This window comes from Sphingobacterium sp. UBA5996 (assembly GCF_002429765.1).
In the GTDB taxonomy this organism is placed as follows: domain Bacteria; phylum Bacteroidota; class Bacteroidia; order Sphingobacteriales; family Sphingobacteriaceae; genus Sphingobacterium.
Genome location: NZ_DJAS01000013.1, coordinates 1 through 20,039, shown reverse-complemented (window position 1 = coordinate 20,039; position 20,039 = coordinate 1). Strand labels below are relative to the sequence as shown.

At 38.9% G+C, this 20,039-nt stretch carries 15 protein-coding genes; 9 read left to right on the top strand and 6 right to left on the bottom strand.

The annotated features are described in order from the left end of the window. Window positions 1–10 precede the first annotated feature (10 nt). Window positions 11–2,200, bottom strand: coding sequence for a DNA helicase RecQ (gene recQ / locus B3E00_RS10420; RefSeq protein WP_293884545.1), 2,190 nt, complete (start codon window positions 2,198–2,200; stop codon window positions 11–13). Between the two features lie 101 nt (window positions 2,201–2,301). Here recQ and B3E00_RS10415 point away from each other — a divergent pair, with 101 nt between their 5' ends. The 4 genes from B3E00_RS10415 (at window position 2,302) to B3E00_RS10400 (ending at window position 5,496) form a co-directional block, all read left to right on the top strand. After that, window positions 2,302–3,267 (top strand): KpsF/GutQ family sugar-phosphate isomerase, encoded by a 966-nt coding sequence (locus B3E00_RS10415; RefSeq protein WP_209579166.1) that lies wholly within the window; start codon window positions 2,302–2,304, stop codon window positions 3,265–3,267. Between the two features lie 98 nt (window positions 3,268–3,365). Then, window positions 3,366–3,740 (top strand): DUF1573 domain-containing protein, encoded by a 375-nt coding sequence (locus B3E00_RS10410; RefSeq protein WP_293884543.1) that lies wholly within the window; start codon window positions 3,366–3,368, stop codon window positions 3,738–3,740. A gap of 98 nt (window positions 3,741–3,838) precedes the next feature. Continuing rightward, window positions 3,839–5,038, top strand: coding sequence for a pyridoxal phosphate-dependent aminotransferase (locus B3E00_RS10405; protein ID WP_293888152.1), 1,200 nt, complete (start codon window positions 3,839–3,841; stop codon window positions 5,036–5,038). Window positions 5,039–5,202: 164 nt separating this feature from the next. Further along, window positions 5,203–5,496, top strand: a complete 294-nt coding sequence (locus B3E00_RS10400; RefSeq protein WP_293884541.1) for a hypothetical protein — start codon at window positions 5,203–5,205, stop codon at window positions 5,494–5,496. 65 nt (window positions 5,497–5,561) lie between these two features. Here B3E00_RS10400 and cmk read toward each other — a convergent pair whose 3' ends face one another. From cmk to topA, 3 genes are read right to left on the bottom strand one after another with little or no spacing between them, the layout of a single operon-like run. After that, a complete protein-coding gene (gene cmk / locus B3E00_RS10395) occupies window positions 5,562–6,257 on the bottom strand; it encodes a (d)CMP kinase (RefSeq protein WP_209579162.1) in 696 nt (231 codons plus the stop codon). Next, on the bottom strand, window positions 6,257–6,670 hold the full coding sequence (locus B3E00_RS10390) for a hypothetical protein (protein ID WP_293884540.1): 414 nt from the start codon (window positions 6,668–6,670) through the stop codon (window positions 6,257–6,259). Before B3E00_RS10390 ends, cmk begins: the two co-directional genes overlap by 1 nt. A gap of 2 nt (window positions 6,671–6,672) precedes the next feature. After that, window positions 6,673–9,072, bottom strand: coding sequence for a type I DNA topoisomerase (topA, locus tag B3E00_RS10385; RefSeq protein ID WP_293884539.1), 2,400 nt, complete (start codon window positions 9,070–9,072; stop codon window positions 6,673–6,675). Between the two features lie 376 nt (window positions 9,073–9,448). Here topA and B3E00_RS10380 point away from each other — a divergent pair, with 376 nt between their 5' ends. Continuing rightward, window positions 9,449–10,363, top strand: coding sequence for a glycerophosphodiester phosphodiesterase family protein (locus B3E00_RS10380; RefSeq protein WP_293938360.1), 915 nt, complete (start codon window positions 9,449–9,451; stop codon window positions 10,361–10,363). 94 nt (window positions 10,364–10,457) lie between these two features. Here the strand turns inward: B3E00_RS10380 and B3E00_RS10375 are convergent, their stop codons facing one another. Next, the gene (locus B3E00_RS10375) at window positions 10,458–11,270 is read right to left on the bottom strand and encodes a patatin-like phospholipase family protein (protein WP_293888158.1); all 813 of its coding nucleotides are present in this window, start codon (window positions 11,268–11,270) and stop codon (window positions 10,458–10,460) included. Between the two features lie 108 nt (window positions 11,271–11,378). Here B3E00_RS10375 and B3E00_RS10370 point away from each other — a divergent pair, with 108 nt between their 5' ends. The 3 genes from B3E00_RS10370 to ppk2 all read left to right on the top strand — a co-directional run bounded on the left by B3E00_RS10370 (window position 11,379) and on the right by ppk2 (window position 17,092). Next, on the top strand, window positions 11,379–12,083 hold the full coding sequence (locus tag B3E00_RS10370) for a DsbA family oxidoreductase (RefSeq protein WP_293888160.1): 705 nt from the start codon (window positions 11,379–11,381) through the stop codon (window positions 12,081–12,083). Between the two features lie 69 nt (window positions 12,084–12,152). Continuing rightward, on the top strand, window positions 12,153–15,695 hold the full coding sequence (smc, locus tag B3E00_RS10365; RefSeq protein WP_293888162.1) for a chromosome segregation protein SMC: 3,543 nt from the start codon (window positions 12,153–12,155) through the stop codon (window positions 15,693–15,695). A 587-nt stretch (window positions 15,696–16,282) separates the two neighbouring features. Beyond that, entirely contained in the window at window positions 16,283–17,092 is an 810-nt protein-coding gene (gene ppk2 / locus B3E00_RS10360) for a polyphosphate kinase 2 (RefSeq protein WP_293938359.1), read from the top strand. Window positions 17,093–17,177: 85 nt separating this feature from the next. Here the strand turns inward: ppk2 and pckA are convergent, their stop codons facing one another. Continuing rightward, window positions 17,178–18,794 carry a phosphoenolpyruvate carboxykinase (ATP) gene (gene pckA / locus B3E00_RS10355; protein WP_293888166.1) on the bottom strand — a complete coding sequence of 539 codons (1,617 nt, stop codon included), beginning with the start codon at window positions 18,792–18,794 and terminating at the stop codon, window positions 17,178–17,180. Window positions 18,795–19,131: 337 nt separating this feature from the next. Here pckA and B3E00_RS10350 point away from each other — a divergent pair, with 337 nt between their 5' ends. Then, window positions 19,132–19,968, top strand: coding sequence for an MBL fold metallo-hydrolase (locus tag B3E00_RS10350; RefSeq protein WP_293888168.1), 837 nt, complete (start codon window positions 19,132–19,134; stop codon window positions 19,966–19,968). The last annotated feature ends 71 nt before the right edge of the window (window positions 19,969–20,039 follow it).

Genomic DNA, 20,039 nt, shown 5'->3' with positions numbered 1-20,039 from the left:
TTATAAAAAATTAATTGCCAAGCTCTGATAAAAATTTTATCCGCATCAATTGGAGATCCTCATAGCTATAGTCATCGCCTCCAAGTTCTTTCAATGCATTGTTAATTGAATCAGTCTCCGCCGTCTTAAAATAGTCGTACACCTCATCCTGACGATCCTCATCAATAATCTCGTCAATAAAATAATTGATATTTATTTTAGTACCCGCATTTACGATGGTTTCAATTTCCTTCAATATTTCCTCATAAGTAATCCCCTTAGCCGAAGCAATATCATCCAAAGCTATTTTACGATCAATATTTTGAATGATAGATACCTTTAACGCGGATTTATTCGCTGTACTCTTAATGACAAGGTCCACAGGTCTGTCAATTTCATTTTCCTCAACGTACTCTTTGATCAAGGCAATAAAGGGCGGCCCAAATTTGATCGCTTTGCCATTGCCGACACCCTGAATTTGTTTCAATTCATCGATGCTAATTGGGTAATGCGTACACATTTCTTCGAGCGAAGGATCCTGAAAAATGACAAATGGAGGTAAAGCTTTTCCCTTTGCTATTTTCTTACGCAGGTCTTTCAACATGCCCAACAATACGGTATCTAAAGCTCCTGTACCATGCCCAGCATCGTCCGAATTTGTATGGTCGCTACCCTCTATAGGACGATTTATGACAAATTTTAGCTGATAAGGATTGGTTATATAATGCCTGCCAATATCCGTCAATTTTAAAAGACCATAATGATCAATATCTTTTTCAATAAAATTATCGAGAACAGCCTGTCTGACCAAAGACTTCCAATAGATAACGCCTTTGTCTTTCCCCTTTCCAAATAAGCGATGCTCATCATGCTTATAGGATGACACCGGTTGATTATTTTGTCCCATCATCACGTTAATCACATGATGATCGTCAAACTTCTCTCCCTGTTCCTGAATAAATCCCAGTACATCACGCAACGATTCCTCTGCCTCAAAATATTCCTTCGCGGAACGACAGTTATCGCACATGTTATTACAACCTTGTTCATCGAAATTTTCTCCGAAATAATGAAGGATCTGCTTACGACGACAAACAGCAGACTCGGAATAATCGATAACTTCTTTTAAAATCTGTGTACCAATCTCCCGTTCAGCCACAGGTTTATCTTTCATAAACTTAGTGAGTTTTTCTACGTCCTTTTCGGAGTAAAAAGCCAAACAGTAACCATCTCCCCCATCACGTCCAGCACGCCCAGTTTCCTGGTAATATCCTTCCATTGATTTAGGGATATCGTGATGAATCACATAGCGAACATCCGGTTTGTCAATTCCCATACCGAAAGCAATTGTCGCCACAATCACTTCAACATCCTCCATCAGAAATTTATCTTGCGTATCCGCTCGGGTTTTAGCATCTAAGCCCGCGTGGTAAGGTAAAGCTTTAATCCCGTTTAAGTTTAAAACTTCACTAATCTCCTCCACTTTCTTACGGCTTAAGCAGTAAACGATGCCAGTTTTCCCGGATTTTGTTTTGATAAAACGAACAATCTCTTTAACGACATCTTTTTTTGGCCTTACTTCATAATATAAATTACTGCGATTAAATGATGATTTAAATAAAACAGCATCATTCATCTGTAAATTTTTACGAATATCCGACTGTACCTTCGGGGTAGCCGTGGCGGTGAGCGCAATAATTGGAATACTCGGCCCTATTTCATTAATTACCTGGCGAATTTTACGATATTCTGGTCTGAAATCGTGCCCCCATTCGGAAATACAATGCGCTTCATCAACAGCAACAAAGGATACTTTTATCTGATGTAAAAACTCCAAATTTTCTTGCTTGGCAAGCGATTCAGGAGCAACATACAGCAACTTGGTTTTTCCAGCGACCACATCATCCTTAACCCTGGTAATCTCACTCTTATTTAAAGAAGAATTCAAAAAATGAGCGATACTGTCTTCGCCACCGAATGCACGAAGTTGATCTACTTGGTTTTTCATTAAAGCTATCAGCGGAGAGATAACAATTGCGGTCCCCTCACTCATGAGTGCAGGAAGTTGGTAGCAAATTGATTTTCCCCCACCGGTCGGCATAATTACAAACGTGTCTCTTCGTTGAAGAATACTCGTTATAATAGCCTCTTGATCTCCTTTAAAAGTATCAAAACCAAAAAAATCTTGTAAATTGTCGAAAAGTGATTTTTCTATTTCCATTGCGCCTTGGGCAAAAATAAGATAGATAAATGAAGAAATAATCTTGAAAAATAATCTATTTTTGCAATCTATTCTAATACATAAAAGTAAGAGTATTTTTTGTGAAAAACAACTACGAAATAAAAAATATAGCTATTCAAGCTATTCAAGAAGAAGCCAAAGCAGTAGCTGCCTTAGCCCAATATATTGATGATGATTTTGTTACCATTGTTAATCGCATATTAAATCTGCAGGGAAGAGTTGTCGTTACCGGGATTGGCAAAAGTGCTATTATTGCACAGAAGATCGTAGCAACGTTAAATTCCACTGGAACACCATCCATCTTCATGCATGCAGCTGATGCTATTCATGGCGATCTCGGGATCATCCAGCAAAATGATTTAATTATTGCCATCTCCAAAAGCGGTAACACACCTGAGATTAAAGTGTTGGTCCCCTTTTTAAAGCAAACGAAAAATGTACTGATTGCTTTGGTTGGAAATACGGAATCCTATTTGGCAAAAAATGCCGACTACATCTTGAACACCACAGTCGAAAAAGAAGCATGTCCCAACAATCTGGCCCCTACCTCGAGTACAACTGCACAATTAGCCATGGGTGATGCACTTGCTGTTGTATTACAGGAATGCCGCGATTTCACGGACAGAGATTTTGCCAAATACCATCCTGGAGGAGCATTAGGCAAAAAATTGTACTTAAGGGTGGGCGACCTGTCTGATCAGAACGGAAAACCTAGCGTCCAACAACAGGCTACTGTCAGCGATATTATCATTACCATTACACAGTTTAGACTGGGTGCCGTGGCTGTACTGGACGAAGACCGTATTGTTGGCATTATCACCGACGGCGATATACGACGAATGTTGGAAAAACATACCGATCTAGCGAGAATTACCGCCGGAGATATTATGGGAAAATCACCCAAAATCATTGATAAAAATGAACTTGCGGCAAATGCCCTTCATATTATGCGTGAAAATAACATCACGCAGCTATTGGTATCCGACAAAAATTATTATGCCGGCGTTATTCATATTCAGGACCTACTTAAAGAAGGGATAATATAACTGTAATAAAGTTGTTAGATAGGAGATTAATTGGCAATAAATACTACATTTGGCATATCAGTTGTTCTATTTTAATCATAAAGTAATATCTTAGAAGCATGAAAAAGTATATAACAATTTTAGCAATGATCATTTCCTTTATCGGTTTTTCGTCTATGCAGGCCGGCCAAGGGGAATTTAAGTTCGAAAAAGAAACCCACGATTTTGGAAAAATACCAGCAGGCACACCCGTTTCGTATAATTTCAAATTTTCAAATACTGGTAGTGAGCCAATTATCATTTCAAACGTTGTGCCGACTTGTGGTTGTTCTGTGGCAGAATTCACAAAAACCCCGATTAAACCGGGTGAAAGTGGCACCATCAAAGTGACATATAACGCAGCTGCCAAAGCTCCATTCACAAAGAGCTTTACAGTACAGTCAAATACCAAGACTCCTGTAAAGACGCTCTATATTAAGGGTATAGTGGAATAATAATACTAGAAATATAAAACGAAAAAAGCCACATCATGATGTGGCTTTTTTCGTTTTATTTTGGTTAAATTTGCACGACTAATTTTAAAAAAACTATAATGCCAGTACTATCAGAAAAGGGGCTTAATATGCCTGCGTCACCAATCAGAAAACTGACGCCGTATGCTGATCAAGCAAAAAAAGAAGGTAAGAAGATATACCACCTTAATATCGGACAGCCTGATATCCAGACGCCTGAAGTTATGCTTAATGCTTTGAAAAATATTGAGTTCAAAGTATGGGCCTACACGCCATCTGAAGGTACTGCCTCGTATCGGAACAAATTAGCTGAATATTATAATAAACTGAATTATAATATCGAGCCTACAGATATATTGGTAACAAACGGTGGCTCGGAAGCCATTACGATCGCAATGCAGGCCTGCTTGAATGAAGGCGAAGAAATTATTATTCCAGAGCCGTTCTACGCGAATTATAACGGTTTTGCCTGCTCCTCAGATGTTGTGATCAAACCTATCATGTCATACATCGAAAGCGGATTTGCCCTCCCTTCTATCGCCGAGTTTGAAAAAGTAATTACGTCCAAAACCAAAGCGATCTGTATCTGCAACCCAAATAACCCTACGGGTTATCTTTATTCCAGAGCCGAACTAGAGGCTTTACGCGAGCTTTGCTTAAAATATGATCTTTACCTTTTCTCGGATGAAGCGTATCGCGAATTCTGCTATGACGGTAGAGAGTTTATTTCTCCAATGCACTTGGAAGGGCTCGAAAATAATGTCGTTATCTTCGATACGGTATCAAAACGTTACTCTGCATGCGGTGCCCGTATTGGATGTATCATTACAAAAAATAAAGAACTATACCAAACTGCACTTAAATTTGCTCAAGCTCGCTTAAGCCCTTCTTTGGAAGGACAGATTGCAGGTGAAGCAGCTGTTGATACACCCGACAGCTATTTTGAAGCTGTGTCGAAGGAATATACAGCGCGAAGAGATACCCTTGTGAAAGGACTGAATGCCATTGAAGGGGTCTATTCCCCAAATCCTGGAGGAGCATTTTACGTCGTCGCCAAACTACCAATTGACAATGCAGACAGATTCTGCCAATGGATGCTGGAAGAATTTTCGTATAACAATGAAACAGTCATGATGGCTCCAGCTACGGGTTTCTATAGCACAGAGGGAGCTGGTATAAATGAAGTGAGACTCGCCTACGTGCTTAATCAAGTTGATCTTAATAATGCCTTGATTTGTTTAGAAAAAGCACTTGAAGTTTATCCAGGACGAACAAATTAATAACGAAATTAAAGCAAGTAGGAAAGGCGGACCAGCTATGGTTCGCCTTTTTCTTTAGCCATATTTTCATTCATTTAAAAAATGCCCCGTGTCCTTTTTTAAAAAAAACAAAACAAATTTTTGAAGCACCTTGTTCTTATTGTAGTAACTAAAAGATATTGCATATGGATAAATTGAAGAAATTCCAATTGATGGAAAAAATAGCAAGAGAATTAGAAGATGTCCGGAATAGTCAACAAGCTGTTTTAGAAAAAATAGGCAAAATCGAAGTTGATAACATCGAGCTAGGCGATAAAAATATTGAAAAGACAATTCCTGATATCTATCAACGTACAGCAGATAATTCGGATGCTATAAAAGCTCTTCTGGAATCATTTCAAGATCAAACAGAGGAATTCGGAGAAAAAAATAATGTGAGTAAATTATTAGAACAACAGCAAATCAATAGTGTGAAATAGTAAAATTAAAAACACATAGAAGAAAAAAAGGGGGGAAATTTATAAATCTCCCCCCTTTTTTTCTTCTATGCTTGAGTTTTTGCAGCTCTCGCTTTCAAATATTCTTCTTCAACAAATTGCAATTGCTGCTCAGGTGTTAAATTGGAATTATCCAATACAATTGCATCTTCTGCTTGCCGTAATGGACTTTCTGCGCGAGTACTGTCGATACGGTCACGGGTTGCTAAATTTTCAACGACTTCTTCTAAAGTCACATCTTCCCCTTTTTCGGTTAATTCAAGGTAACGCCTCGCAGCCCGAACTTTAGGATCAGCTGTCATAAAAATCTTGAGATCAGCATCGGGAAAAACGGTAGTCCCTATATCGCGGCCATCCATAATAATGTTCCTTCTGCTTCCTAGCTTTTGCTGCTGCGCAACCATCGCCACGCGAACAGCTTTAATTGCGCTCACATCACTCACTTTATCCGAAATATACATCTGACGAATCTCTTCAGAGATATCCTCATCATTTAAATGAATTTCCGTCTTTATTGCATTGGGTATAAAATCGATATGGATATCTTTCAGCGCGCTTTCAATAGTTGCCTGGTCATCCAGGGCGATGTTATGACGGATAAAATAGAGCGTAACGGCTCTATACATTGCACCGCTGTCAATAAACGCAAATTTCAGTTTCTTTGCTAAAGATTTGGCTAATGTGCTTTTACCACACGATGAAAATCCGTCTATTGCGATAATGAAATTGTGACGCCCACTCATTATTCGTTTCCTCCTATAATTACACCCGGCTTATTCACCAACGGAACTTTCATCAGGTTGCCATCTACTATGCTTTCGGGCAAGAAAATGTATTTCTTATCGTAAATGATGTTGTCGATATAGAAACTCACCCAATATTCGTTTGTCAAACCAAAAACCTGCTCGTCTATTGCTTCCACACGATCAAAAGATTTAGCGGCTATATTTCCTATAAAATGGCGTAAAGTAGTGGTAGTAACCTGACGTCCATCCTTTTCGCCATAGCCTTTTGAGCTGATCAACACATTCTGAATTGCGATGTTCTTATCATTAATTACATAAACGGTCCAGTTTTTTGTCTCTACGGTCTCGCCTTCCAAAACAACGGCGATCATAATGTCTTTGACAATATTTTCAGGCAAATCTGCTTTCATCCTTATTTAGACTTTGTAGTTTTCTTAGCCGGAGCCTTCTTCGCGGGAGCTTTTTTAGCTACGCTTTTCTTTTCTGTTGCTTTTGCTTTAGTAGCTTTACCTTTCGGTGCATCAGCCTCAGCCCATTTCAACACATCAGCATACGTTATTTTTTCAATTTCCATCCCTTTCGGGATTTTCAAATTTTGCTTACCAAAACGAATGAATGGCCCCCATCTGCCCTGCTCAATTTGAGCTTCCTCATTTTCATCAAATACGCGAATGACTTTTTCTATATCTTTTTGACGCTTGTCTTTAATAATCTGTATTGCTTCTTCCTCAGTCACGTCCAAAGGATCCAAACCTTTCGGTATAGAATAAAAAGCCGAATTGTGCCGGATATAAGGTCCAAATCGACCCACCGCAACAGTCATCTCCTTATCCTCAAATAAACCAACTTTTTTAGGCAATTTAAAGAGCTCCATGGCATCCTCAAAAGTGATGGTTTCAATCATCTGTCCTTTACGTAAAGAAGCAAAGCGGGGCTTCTCCTCGTCGTCCGGAGAACCAATCTGTACCAATGGACCAAACTTACCGATACGAACCGAAACGGGTTTTCCCGAAACCGGATCGACACCAAGTTCACGCTCATTATTCGCACGATCAGCATTTTCTAAAGTATCCTCTACTTCAGAATGAAATGGTCCATAGAAATCATGCAACATTTTTGTCCATTCCGTCAAACCATGCGCAATATCATCAAACTCTTTTTCGACATTAGCCGTAAAGTGAAAATCTACAATGCCATTGAAATGTTCAACCAAAAAATCATTCACCACAACACCGATATCCGTTGGGAACATTTTTCCTTTCTCAGCACCAGTAATTTCGGTTTTTGTGACTGCCGTTAATTCAGCATCCTTCAATGTCAGTACACGGTAATCACGCGATTTACCTTCACGCTCTTCTTTCACGACATAACCGCGATTTTGAATTGTGGAAATAGTAGGTGCATATGTTGAAGGACGACCAATCCCTAATTCCTCCAATTTTTTCACCAAACCAGCTTCTGTATATCGTGCAGGAGGGCGTGTAAACCGCTCCGTTGCTGACATACTTTTCAAAGTCAATGGTTGACCCGCAGTTAACGGTGGAAGGATAGCATTATCACTATCTTCATCCACAGTATTTTCCTGATCGTCATCCAAAGATTCCATATAAACTTTTAGAAATCCATCAAACTTCATTACCTCTCCCGAAGCACTCAAATCTTCTGAGCGCGTTGATATGGAAATCTTTGCCAACGTACGTTCAAACTCAGCCTCACTCATTTGCGATGCGATAGCTCTTTTCCAAATAAGTTCGTACAACCTCTTCTCAGAAGCATCTCCATCGATGGTATGCTCGGAAAAATAGGTCGGACGGATAGCTTCGTGTGCCTCCTGTGCACCCGATGTCTTCGTTTTATATTTTCTGACCTTATGATATTGGTTACCGTAAGCAGATTTAATTTCTTTTTCAGCCGCCTCAATTGCCGTATCGCTTAAATTGACAGAATCGGTACGCATATAGGTAATCCGTCCTGACTCATATAGCCTTTGAGCGACCTGCATTGTGCGCGCTACAGAAAATCCAAGTTTTCTACTGGCTTCCTGCTGTAATGTTGACGTTGTAAACGGAGCCGATGGCGAACGTTTGGCAGGTTTTGTTTCTAAATTTTTGACAGAAAACAAGGCTGATTTACAATCTTCCAAAAATTTGGTAGCCTCCGCTTCCGTAGCAAAACGCTGTGGAAGCTCAGCTTTGAAACTATCTTTAACTTTTCCAGTATGAAAGAACGCTACAATCTTAAAGGCAGCCTCTGGCTCAAATTTATTGATCTCACGTTCACGATCAACAATTAAACGGACTGCAACAGATTGTACTCGTCCTGCAGACAATGAAGGTTTAACTTTCTTCCAAAGAACTGGAGATAACTCGAAACCAACCAACCGATCCAACACGCGCCGGGCCTGCTGAGCGTTAACAAGGTTATAGTCTATTTTACGAGGATTGTCAATAGCTTTTAGAATAGCTGGCTTCGTAATTTCATGAAAAACGATTCTTTTCGTACTCTCATCTTTCAATCCTAATGTCTCAAATAAATGCCATGAAATCGCTTCTCCTTCGCGGTCCTCATCGGATGCTAGCCAAACAGTTTCAGCAGCTTTAGCCAATTTCTTCAGTTCACTTACAACAGCCTTTTTATCGGATGGAACTTCATACTTTTGTTCGAAATTATTTTCGGTGTTAATCGCATCATCGGTTTTCACCAAGTCGCGAATATGTCCATAACTCGACTTAACCAAAAAATCCTTTCCTAAATATCCTTCTATCGTTTTCGCTTTCGCTGGAGACTCAACTATCAATAAATTTTTCGCCATCTAATTTGAGATTTGTGCAAATAAAGGCAATTCTGAAAGGAATGGCAATAATTTATTGCAAAAAAGACAAAAAAAATAGATTTCATAACGATAATCGCCAAATCCCGCTGAAAGCAAAGGCCTCATTCCCCTATTCGACCAATACAAATAACAGACCGCATTACAGCAATTTGCTACCATCAAACATTACGATTCCACCAACCGCTGATAAAACAGATTTGTTCCAACCTAATTAGCTTCAAAAAATGTGTTAAACACCTGCAAAACGAAATTTCTGAGCGATCTAAAAGACATAAAAAATAAGATATATCCGTATATTTGCACCTTCGAAAGGGCAATACAACAACCTTCCCTATTCTTTTAAATATGATAGACAATGAAAAGTAGTTTTCTGAAATTTGCCATTTTGGGCACATTATTACCATTTGTATCTTGTTCAGCCAGGAAAGAGTCTGTAAAAGCAAACTCAGACAATTTCCCTAAACTAAGTTTGGAAGCCCATCGGGGGGGCCGGGGACTCTATCCTGAAGGGTCTATCGCTGCAATGAAAAACGCGATAGACATCGAAAAAGTGACCACGTTAGAAATGGATTGCCATACCACCAAAGATCGCAAAGTGATCGTTTTTCACGATGACTATCTCAATCCCCAATTTGTATTGAAACCCAACGGTGCTGAAATTTCAGAAAAAGATAAACCTTTAAAAGTTTATAACATGCTTTATCGAGATTTGATTAAATATGATATTGGATCTAAATTTTATAAAGCATTTCCGCAACAGAAAAAACAAGTTACACGTATCGCAAAACTGTCGGATCTTATTGATAGTACCGAAGCATATGCTCAACACAAAAGAAACGCTCCGATTTTCTACAACATCGAGGTTAAAAGTAAAGACGGTAAAGATGGTATCTTGCATCCTCGAGTAGAAGAGTTTGTCGACCTAATCATTCAGCTTATCACCGATAAAAAAATCGCAACAAGAACCATCATTCAGTCATTTGACAGTAGAGCAATTAAATACCTACACAAGGCTTACCCCCAGATCAGGGTGTCCTACCTCATTGATGGAGACGAACGCAAAAATGTCCAACAAACAATTATGGAGCTCGGTTTTACACCCTATATTATAAGCCCACAATATAAAACCGTGACAAACGATTATATTAAACAATGCCATAAGGCTGGAATCAAAGTAATTCCTTGGACGGTCAATACCAAAGAAGAAATAGAGCAATTAAAAACGATGAAAGTGGATGGCATCATCAGCGATTATCCAAATTTATTTTAATAAACAGATCGAATGCTCGCATAAAATACTCAAAAAATTGAGCGCTCGACGATCTTCACCATTGAACAAAACAACGTCCGGATTAAAATTTATTTTACGCGGACGTTGTTTCTTTTAGCGCCTGCTCTATATAATCCTTTCCTTTTTGAACCAGAAATTCAGTCCGATGATAATCCCACAAATTACAGATATTATAAGGTATGTCAACAACGACGTCCGGGCGATACAAGTCGACTATCATCTGACTCATTTTCCTGCGCATCACATAGTAAGACGCCTGCAGGATATCCAATGAATTTGACGTCTTCGGATCGAGTTTTTTGATGACAGAATATTGTTTGTCCGGTTTCGATTCAAGATTAACCGCAATGATTAAATTTTCTTTCCTTGTCACATGATTTATGGGTAATGGATTCAGTACACCACCGTCAACATACACATGCTTGTTTTCTTCCACCGCCGTAAACACTGCCGGGATGGCGATGGAAGCCCGAATAGCATCATACATGCTCCCAAAATCCAATACGACCTCCTTTTCGTAATTGAGATCCGTAGCCACAGCTTTGAACAAAATTGGAAATGTCTCTATATTACCATCAGGGATGACGGACTTTAATGCGTTGAACACCTTTACCCCCTTCATCATGCCCAATCCTCTCCAGCTAAAATCCATCATGTTAAAGACCGACTTCTTCGTCAACCGAAGCATCCAATCTTCTAAAAGATCCATCTTTCCTTGCGCATAAATTCCGCCAACGAGTGCACCTATAGAGCAGCCAACGACCTCATTTATCTCAAAACCAAGCTCTTCCAACCGCCTGATGATGCCAATATGTACCAGTCCTCTAGCACCGCCGCCGCCCAGGACGAGAGTAACTTTACGATTCAAAAAAGATTTCTCTAACATGGATAAACATTAAATAATAATCTGTTGACATTCGAAAAACAATGTAAGCAGATTATCATCGTTATTATATGTATTTTTGATTACAATATACGCAGTAAAAAAAGAAATATGAAAATAGAAATTTGGTCGGACATCATTTGTCCATTTTGTTATATTGGTCTGACAAAGCTCGAAATGGCACTTCAGGAATCTGCAAATAAGCCTGCGGCTGAAATTATCTGGAAATCTTATCAGCTTAACCCCGACTATCCCGAAGATGCACCGGCAATACCTACTTATGACTATCTCGTACAAACGAAAGGAATGAGTATGGATGATGTGGTTGCAATGACATCACAACTCAGTGCACAGGGAAGGGAGCTGGGAATTGCCCTGAATTTTGACAAAGCAGTTGTCGTAAATACACGAAAAGCGCATCGCCTGATTCATTTTGCCCAAGGCAACCAAAAAGGTACGCCAATTAAGAAAGCGTTGTTTAAAGCGCATTTCACAGACGGTCTAAATATTAATGACAACCAGGTTCTTACCCATATTGCGACTCAATACGAACTTCCTGCTCATGCAATTCAAAACTTGCTCGAATCGGATGATTTTGCTTACGATGTTGCTCAAGATATCCAAGAAGGCGTTAACTTAGGACTGCGGGGTGTTCCCTTCTTTGTATTCGACCGAAAATATGCCATCCCCGGAGCACAGCCCATGGAAGTTTTTCATAATACCATAAATGAATGCTTAGCAAGCCAATCTGCTCCGCTGCAACAAAGAGGTGAAGAAGGCCCTTCATGTGATCCTGAAACAGGAAAATGTGAATAAACAAAGAAAAAAATCTTGTTTAATTTTACTATTTTCGCAAGCTTATAACGACAAACAAATTTGGTATAAATGCAGTTAACCAAACTAGAAATTAAAGGATTTAAGAGTTTCGGAGATAAAATCACGATCAACTTCAATGACGGTGTCACAGCGATTGTTGGCCCCAATGGATGCGGAAAATCCAATGTGGTCGATGCAATACGCTGGGTACTCGGAGAGCAGAGTACGAAGATGCTGCGCTCCGATAAAATGGAAAATATTATTTTCAACGGGACAAAAAATAGAAAGCCCGCAAATCTTGCAGAGGTATCGCTGACCTTCAATAATAACAATAATATTTTACCAACTGAATTCTCCACAGTTACTGTCACCCGAAAATTATTCCGAAACGGCGATAGTGAATATCGGTTGAATGATGTGAAATGTCGTTTAAAAGATATTACTGATTTGTTTCTGGATACCGGTGTGGGCGCGGATAGTTATTCCATTATTGAATTGAAAATGATTGACGAAATCATCAATAATAAAGATAACTCTCGTCGAAACCTATTTGAAGAAGCATCCGGAATTTCGAAATATAAAGTACGTAAAAAACAGACCCTAGCGAAATTAAGAGATACCGAAGCCGATCTTAGTCGTGTGGACGACCTGCTTTTTGAAATCACAAAAAACCTTAAATCGTTAGAGAATCAAGCTAAAAAAGCAGAGAAATACACCTTACTCAAGTCAGAATACCGACAGAGCAGTATCGATCTGGCCTATTATAAAATAGCAGATTTCTCGACAGAACTAGAACGGCTTCAGACACAAGAATCCAAAGTCCAAAAAGATGCACAAAATGCACAGCAGAATATCTTGCATGCGGAAAATGAACTCCAATCGCTCCGTCAAACAAATTTAGAGCAGGAAAAAAACCTGTCGGTACAGCAGAAAACGACACAGGAATTCGTAAATAAAATTCGTGGTTACGAATCTGAAAAAAAGATCAAAAACGAAAAGGTTAAAAATCTCCAAGATAAAGAAAATCGTCTAAGCATCGATATTAACAGCGACAAACAACAACTTAATCACGTAGTCTATACCATTAAGCGATTAAATGAAGAGTTATTTGACGAACAAAATAAACTGGACGGATTAAAAAGTAACCTGGAGTCGAATAAATCAGAAGTTGAAGAACTGCGAGGGCAGCAACAATCTGCAAAAGGAAAGCTTGATATTTTTAATAAAAGTAACGCCGATTTGCAAGCAAAGATCTATAAATTGGAAAAAGATCTTGCCGTGTTTACGATACAGAAAGAGGCTCTTTTACAAGAACTAATTCGCAATAGTGAGGATACCGAAGCGAAAGAAAATGAATTACAACAGTTCAATTCCGCTGTTGTAGAGCTGGAAGGTCGTGTAGAAGCACAGCAATTACAGTACGATGCGGCAAATCAACTGGAAGAAGAGCTCCAAGGGCAAATCAGTCAATGTCAAGCAAACTTAGAAGAATTCAAAGCCCAACTTGCCAAAGATCTTCGTCTGGTAGATGCGAAACAAAACGAATATAATCTGACTAAATCTCTCGTTGACAATTTAGAAGGTTTTCCAGACTCCATCCGTTTTTTAAAGAAAAATGCAGGCTGGAAAAAACAACCACCGCTTCTTTCAGATGTATTGTTTTGTCAGGAAGATTACCGAGTGGCTATCGAGAATTATCTCGAGCCCATTATGAACCATTATGTTGTCGATACACAACAGGATGCTGTTCAAGCCATTCAGCTACTAAGCGACGCCGCAAAAGGACGCGCCAATTTCTTTGTTTTAGATGCAATAAAGACGACTCCTACCCCACCTCCTATACCGAATAATAATTTGATGTCGGCCTTGGATGTGATTACAGTAGACGAAAAGTACAGGTCTTTGTGCACCTTACTACTCCAACAGGTTTTCATCCTTAAACATGAACATGAAAAAGAACTGGATGAGAAACTTCCCGAATCAGGACAGGTAATTTTGCAAAAAAACGGACGTTATGCAAAACATCATTTGGGTCTGTCAGGTGGATCTGTAGGACTGTTTGAAGGAAAACGTATTGGCAGAGCTAAAAACCTCGAAGTACTATCCCAAGAGATCAAGACAATCAACCAAGAAATTGTAAAACTTGAAAATAAGATAACGGCCGAAACAGCTCGTCTAGAAACCTTAAGAGGCAATTCCCAGAAAGAGCTGATCAATGAGTTGCGCTTTCAGTTCAACCGGCTCAATAATGAATTAATTACAGTCAAAACAAAGCAAGAGCAATATCAAACTTTCATCAACAACTCCCAAACACGCAAAAAAGATATTGAGGAGAAAATTACAGCGATGGAGTCGAATTTAAAAATTGCTGAGCCCCAAATACAAAACTTACGCTTAGAGAAGGAACAGAGCGTTCTTGAGTTAGCGCTACTTCAAGACCAATTTCATGAAATCTCTGAAATACTCAACGAAAAATCGACTGTATATAATCAAGAGAATATTGCTTACCACCAACAGTTAAACAAAGTTTCTAATATCACCAAAGATCTGGAATTTAGAGAAACACAAAAAGACGACCACGAGATTCGTATCGAAAAAAATAGTGTAGAACTGGTTGAAGTGCAAGCAGCGCTGCGCACCACCATTCCATTTGAGGACGATGAAGATCAAGATCTTATCGCCATGTACGAGCAGAAGATCGCCTTAGAAGATGGACTGAAAGAATTGGAAGACAGTTATTATGCAGATAAGCAAAAAATCAATAACCTAGAAGATTCGTTAACGCAATTACGCCGTTCGAAAGAACAAAGCGATTTCCTTGTTTCCGAAATTAAAGATAAAAAAACAAGTCTTCAAATTGATTTGAATGCGTTAAAAGAACGCCTTTCCGTCGAATTCAACATTGAACTTAAAGACCTAATCGATCGAGAGGATGTACCTCAGCTTGTAGAAGACCAAGCTACACTGGCGGCAAAATGTAGTAAACTCAAAAAACAGCTTGACGAATTCGGTACCATCAACCTGATGGCCAAAGAGGCTTTCGATGAGATGAATGAACGTTATGATTTCATCAATAAAGAGAAAGCAGATTTGATCGAAGCAAAAGGTTCTTTGATGGCAACGATCAAAGAAATCGACGACACCGCTAAAGTTCAGTTCATGTTTACATTCGATGCAGTAAGAAATAATTTTGTCAAAGTATTCCGATCGTTATTTAACGAAGAAGATAGCTGTGATCTGATCTTAACAGACCCAAGCAATCCTTTGGATTCAGATATCGATATTATCGCTAGACCAAAAGGGAAAAGACCATTGTCTATTAATCAGCTATCGGGTGGCGAGAAAACATTGACTTCTACTGCCTTGCTATTCTCACTATATCTTTCCAAGCCAGCGCCATTTTGTATATTCGATGAGGTGGATGCTCCTTTGGACGATACCAACATCGATAAATTCAACAATATTATCCGGGATTTCTCTAAAAACTCACAATTTATAGTGGTCTCGCACAATAAGAAAACAATCGCAAGCACAGATATCATTTATGGAGTTACCATGGTAGAACAAGGTGTATCTCGAGTAGTGGCTGTGGATCTAAGGGAAGTGGCCTGACAACACAAAACAATATCTTAAAACAATGGCCGAGACTATAAATCTCGGCCATTTTTTTTAATCAATCTTCAAATCCAGTACCACCCCTCATCTATTTGAAAGAAGCATAATGCGATACCTAAACATATTCAACAATCCTATCTTGCGGCTATTGATAAATTATAATTAAATAGAAAGCCCAGAGTGGGGAACTCTGAGCTTTCGTTAGCCATATATTAACCTATTTATGAAAAGTATTTGTAGTAAAAACGATGCTTTTTTCTAATCATTATGTCGACAATATCCGTTTAACATTTTTTAACATTTAGGGCATTCGTATGATAGCTAAAACACTAGCTCTCAAGGATACCGTCGGATTGTTAAAAAAAATAAAGCTCGAAGTGGGGAACTCCGAGCTAACCTAACCAATTATTAACCTAAATTTATGAAAAGTCTAATCTATTTGAACATCCATTTGGTGTTCTGATTAATAAACGTACTGTAGCCATATATTAGTATTACAATACATTAATTTTATTTGAAATTTGACATTTTTTAACAATTCAATAAGTAACTTTAATAAAAACGATCGATTAAATAAATATCCTATGGCAGAATACGATTTAAATGAACTTCAGAAGATCCACGAAAACAAAGATGTTTTAAATTACCTAGAGCAACATGGCATTCTTGAAATAAAAAAGTTCAACGATGTTTACGATTATGAAAAAGAGCTCTATGAACTACAGGTCAAGTTGTTGAAGCTCCAATACGAAATTATTGAAAAAGGAAAGCGGGTACTAATTATTTTTGAAGGTAGGGACGCTGCTGGCAAAGGCGGCACAATAGGCCGCGTAGCCCAATATTTAAATCCTAAAAAGATTCGCATTGTCGCATTACCGAAGCCAACCGAAGAAGAATCCGGACAGTGGTATTTTCAACGCTATATCAAACAGCTTCCTAATGCCGGAGAAATTGTAATTTTTGACAGAAGTTGGTATAACCGTGCTGTAGTTGAACCCATATTTGGATTCTGCACCAAAGAGCAACACGAATTATTTATGAGTCAGGTGCCAGAATTTGAAAAACAATTAATTGACGATGGAATCATTGTCATCAAGTTATTTCTGAGCATCAGCAAAGAAGAGCAGGCCGAAAGGTTAAAAGAGCGTCAGGAAGATATTCTTAAACGATGGAAAATAGGAACGCTCGACCAACAGGCACAGGAAAAATGGGATATTTACACCAATTATATTGAGAACCTCTTTAAGAAAACAGGATCAAAAAAATCACCCTGGTTTGAAATTGTTAAAGACAATAAGAAAAAAGCACGATTGGCGGCTATTAAGCTTATTATCAATACCCTTGTCGGAAGCGAACAGGAGCAAGTAGATTCTTTCGTTAAAAAACACGATTAAAGATTTTCATCCCCACCAAAAAAAATCGTACAACAAAAAGAGAAATCCCATGTTTACTCTTTTTGTTGTACGAATGCAAACTTAATTAAACGAGGACACTACGGTCAATCTTAGGACCTGCCGCGAGAACTGTCTCTGGCATCTCGTTATTAAATTTTTCAAAGTTTGCTATGAATAGTTTCGCCAAGCGTTTTGCCTGCATATCATAAGCCTCATCGTTATTCCATAATCCCCGGGCATCCATGATTTGCTCGGGAACATACGCTCCGCAACTGGTCGGATAATCTAAGCCAAAAATATCGTGTCTATTAAACTGAGATTCTAATAATGAACCATCGATTGCGGCTCGGATTAACGCTCTCGTATAGGCGAGTTTAATTCTTCGCCCTATTCCATAAGGACCTGCAATCCAGCCCGTATTCACTAACCAGACTTTGATATTACGATTCTGTTCAAGTTTTGAACGCAGCAACGCCGCATATTTCGCGGGATGAAGCGGCAAAAATGCCTGTCCAAAGCAAGTTGAAAATGCAGCCATAGGTTCCTTTACTCCCACTTCTGTACCTGCAACCTTAGCTGTATAGCCACTTACAAAATGATAGACAGCCTGGTCGGTAGACAACAATGAAATAGGCGGAAGTACACCAAAGGCATCTGCTGTCAAGAAAAAAATATGAGCCGGCTCATTAGCAATACCGCTTACTTCAGCATTTTCCATGAAGTCTATTGGATAAGACACGCGCGTATTCTCGGTTTTACTGATGTCATTGTAATCAGGTTTATCCTGCTCATCCAAAACCACATTTTCTAGCAGCGAACCAAAACGAATGGCATGATAGATCTCCGGTTCCTTATCGGCTGTTAGACCAACGCATTTTGCATAACAACCTCCTTCAAAATTAAAAACTCCCCGTTCACTCCAACCATGCTCATCGTCCCCAATTAACCGCCTGTTTTTATCAGCAGACAGTGTCGTCTTTCCAGTACCCGAAAGCCCAAAAAACAATGCAGTATCCCCATCTTTAGAAGTATTGGCTGAACAGTGCATAGAAAGGACGTTATGCTCGAATGGTAAAATAAAATTCAATATCGAAAAAATACTCTTTTTAATTTCCCCCGTGTAACCCGTCCCAGCAATCAATACAATTTTCTTCGTAAAATCAATTGCAACAAAATTTTCGTTAAGGATACCATATGCATGCGGTTCTTTAATAAACAAGGTCGGAGCAGCTAAGATAGACCAAGGTGGCCGAACTTCTGGATTCGGCTCCTGACGTAAAAACAAGTTGTTGGCAAATATACTTTGATAAGCTGTCTCTGTTACAACACGGATACCAATTTGATAAATCGGATCGGCACCCGCAGCGCAATCTCTTATGTAGATATTTCGCTCAGCCAAGTGAGAGGCTACCAGCGAAAATAGCGCCTCAAAATGATCCGGAGACATCCGTTGATTGATTTCCCCCCACCAGACGCTGTCTTTAGTTAAAGAATCCTCTACAAGGAAGCGATCCTTTGGCGACCTCCCCGTAAATTTTCCCGTATCAGCGGCAAGCGCTCCTGTATCAGAAAGCCTCCCCTCTTGATTTGCCAAAGCATGTTGAACCAATTCAGAAACGGGTAATTGATAAAATACACGTTTCGTGCTATCAATTTTCAAATATTTCAAATCAGGCGCGTTTCCAATGTTACCCTTTTTCATATTTTTTGTTTGTTTTAAAATGTGCTCAAATTTAAAGGCAATTTTCGCTAAAAACAAAACATAATCATCTAAAAATCAAGCTTATTGTACAAAAAACACAAAACCAAAACACTCACTACCAACCACTTACACAGATAAAATAAATTACATTTTTTAGCATACTTTTTTAGCAACTCAAGTGATGCTAATTAAAAAATATAATTTATTTTTCGTAAATTGTTCCATCCTTTACATATATTAATAAGAGTAAAATTTTGAGCTTAAGCAAACGTTGATTATGCAAAACAGCAAACAATGGTTATACGTACTGGTCAAAAAGTAAATACAAAATAAGAAGATGAAATTATATGCTATAGAAACGGGGTTCTTTAAACTCGATGGTGGTGCTATGTTTGGTGTGGTCCCTAAAAGCATCTGGAATAAAACAAACCCGGCCGATTCAAACAATATGTGTACCTGGGGAAATCGTCTGCTTCTCATCGAGGATAATAATCGATTAATGCTAGTCGACACGGGCCTTGGAGACAAACAAAATGAAAAATTTTTTAGCTATTATTACCTTCATGGTGATGCGACATTAGACAAATCACTAAAAAATATTGGATTTGACAGAAATGACATCACCGATGTTATCCTTACCCACCTACATTTCGATCATTGTGGTGGTGCCATAGCGCGAGAAGGTGATCAACTTGTTCCAGCCTTTAAAAACGCTCATTTTTGGAGTAATGCAGACCATTGGTCTTGGGCAACTAATCCCAACCCCCGGGAGAAGGCTTCTTTTCTAAAAGAGAATATTCTTCCGATACAAGAAAGCGGACAATTAAAGTTTGTTGAAGATGTACAAAATCCGTTCGGAAGCGATATCAGCATGCGCTATGCAAATGGCCACACAGAATCCATGATGTTACCTCAGGTCCAATACAAAGGAAAGACAATGCTGTATATGGCAGATTTACTCCCTTCGGTAGGTCATATACCTATTCCCTACGTGATGGGATATGATGTACGTCCGTTAGTTACTATGGAAGAACGCCATAGCTACTGGAACGAAATAGTAGATAACGAATATATCCTGTTTTTCGAACACGATTCAGTTCACGAATGCTGCACCCTACAACGTACCGAGAAAGGGATACGGGTAAAAGATATCTTTAAGTTGGACGAAATTTGAGGTGTACCTCGGTATAGTAAAAAAGCCATGTAAAAAAACAGGCTACTTTAAAGGAGGGCACTGAAAAAGTC

Coding starts and splice junctions, on each gene's coding strand:
- ppk2 (WP_293938359.1), top strand. CDS start 16,283: ATGGCAGAATACGATTTAAATGAACTTCAGAAGATCCACGAAAACAAA.
- B3E00_RS10390 (WP_293884540.1), bottom strand. CDS start 6,670: ATGAAAGCAGATTTGCCTGAAAATATTGTCAAAGACATTATGATCGCC.
- B3E00_RS10405 (WP_293888152.1), top strand. CDS start 3,839: ATGCCAGTACTATCAGAAAAGGGGCTTAATATGCCTGCGTCACCAATC.
- pckA (WP_293888166.1), bottom strand. CDS start 18,794: ATGAAAAAGGGTAACATTGGAAACGCGCCTGATTTGAAATATTTGAAA.
- B3E00_RS10350 (WP_293888168.1), top strand. CDS start 19,132: ATGAAATTATATGCTATAGAAACGGGGTTCTTTAAACTCGATGGTGGT.
- B3E00_RS10370 (WP_293888160.1), top strand. CDS start 11,379: ATGAAAATAGAAATTTGGTCGGACATCATTTGTCCATTTTGTTATATT.
- B3E00_RS10400 (WP_293884541.1), top strand. CDS start 5,203: ATGGATAAATTGAAGAAATTCCAATTGATGGAAAAAATAGCAAGAGAA.
- recQ (WP_293884545.1), bottom strand. CDS start 2,200: ATGGAAATAGAAAAATCACTTTTCGACAATTTACAAGATTTTTTTGGT.
- topA (WP_293884539.1), bottom strand. CDS start 9,072: ATGGCGAAAAATTTATTGATAGTTGAGTCTCCAGCGAAAGCGAAAACG.
- B3E00_RS10375 (WP_293888158.1), bottom strand. CDS start 11,270: ATGTTAGAGAAATCTTTTTTGAATCGTAAAGTTACTCTCGTCCTGGGC.
- cmk (WP_209579162.1), bottom strand. CDS start 6,257: ATGAGTGGGCGTCACAATTTCATTATCGCAATAGACGGATTTTCATCG.
- B3E00_RS10410 (WP_293884543.1), top strand. CDS start 3,366: ATGAAAAAGTATATAACAATTTTAGCAATGATCATTTCCTTTATCGGT.
- B3E00_RS10380 (WP_293938360.1), top strand. CDS start 9,449: ATGAAAAGTAGTTTTCTGAAATTTGCCATTTTGGGCACATTATTACCA.
- smc (WP_293888162.1), top strand. CDS start 12,153: ATGCAGTTAACCAAACTAGAAATTAAAGGATTTAAGAGTTTCGGAGAT.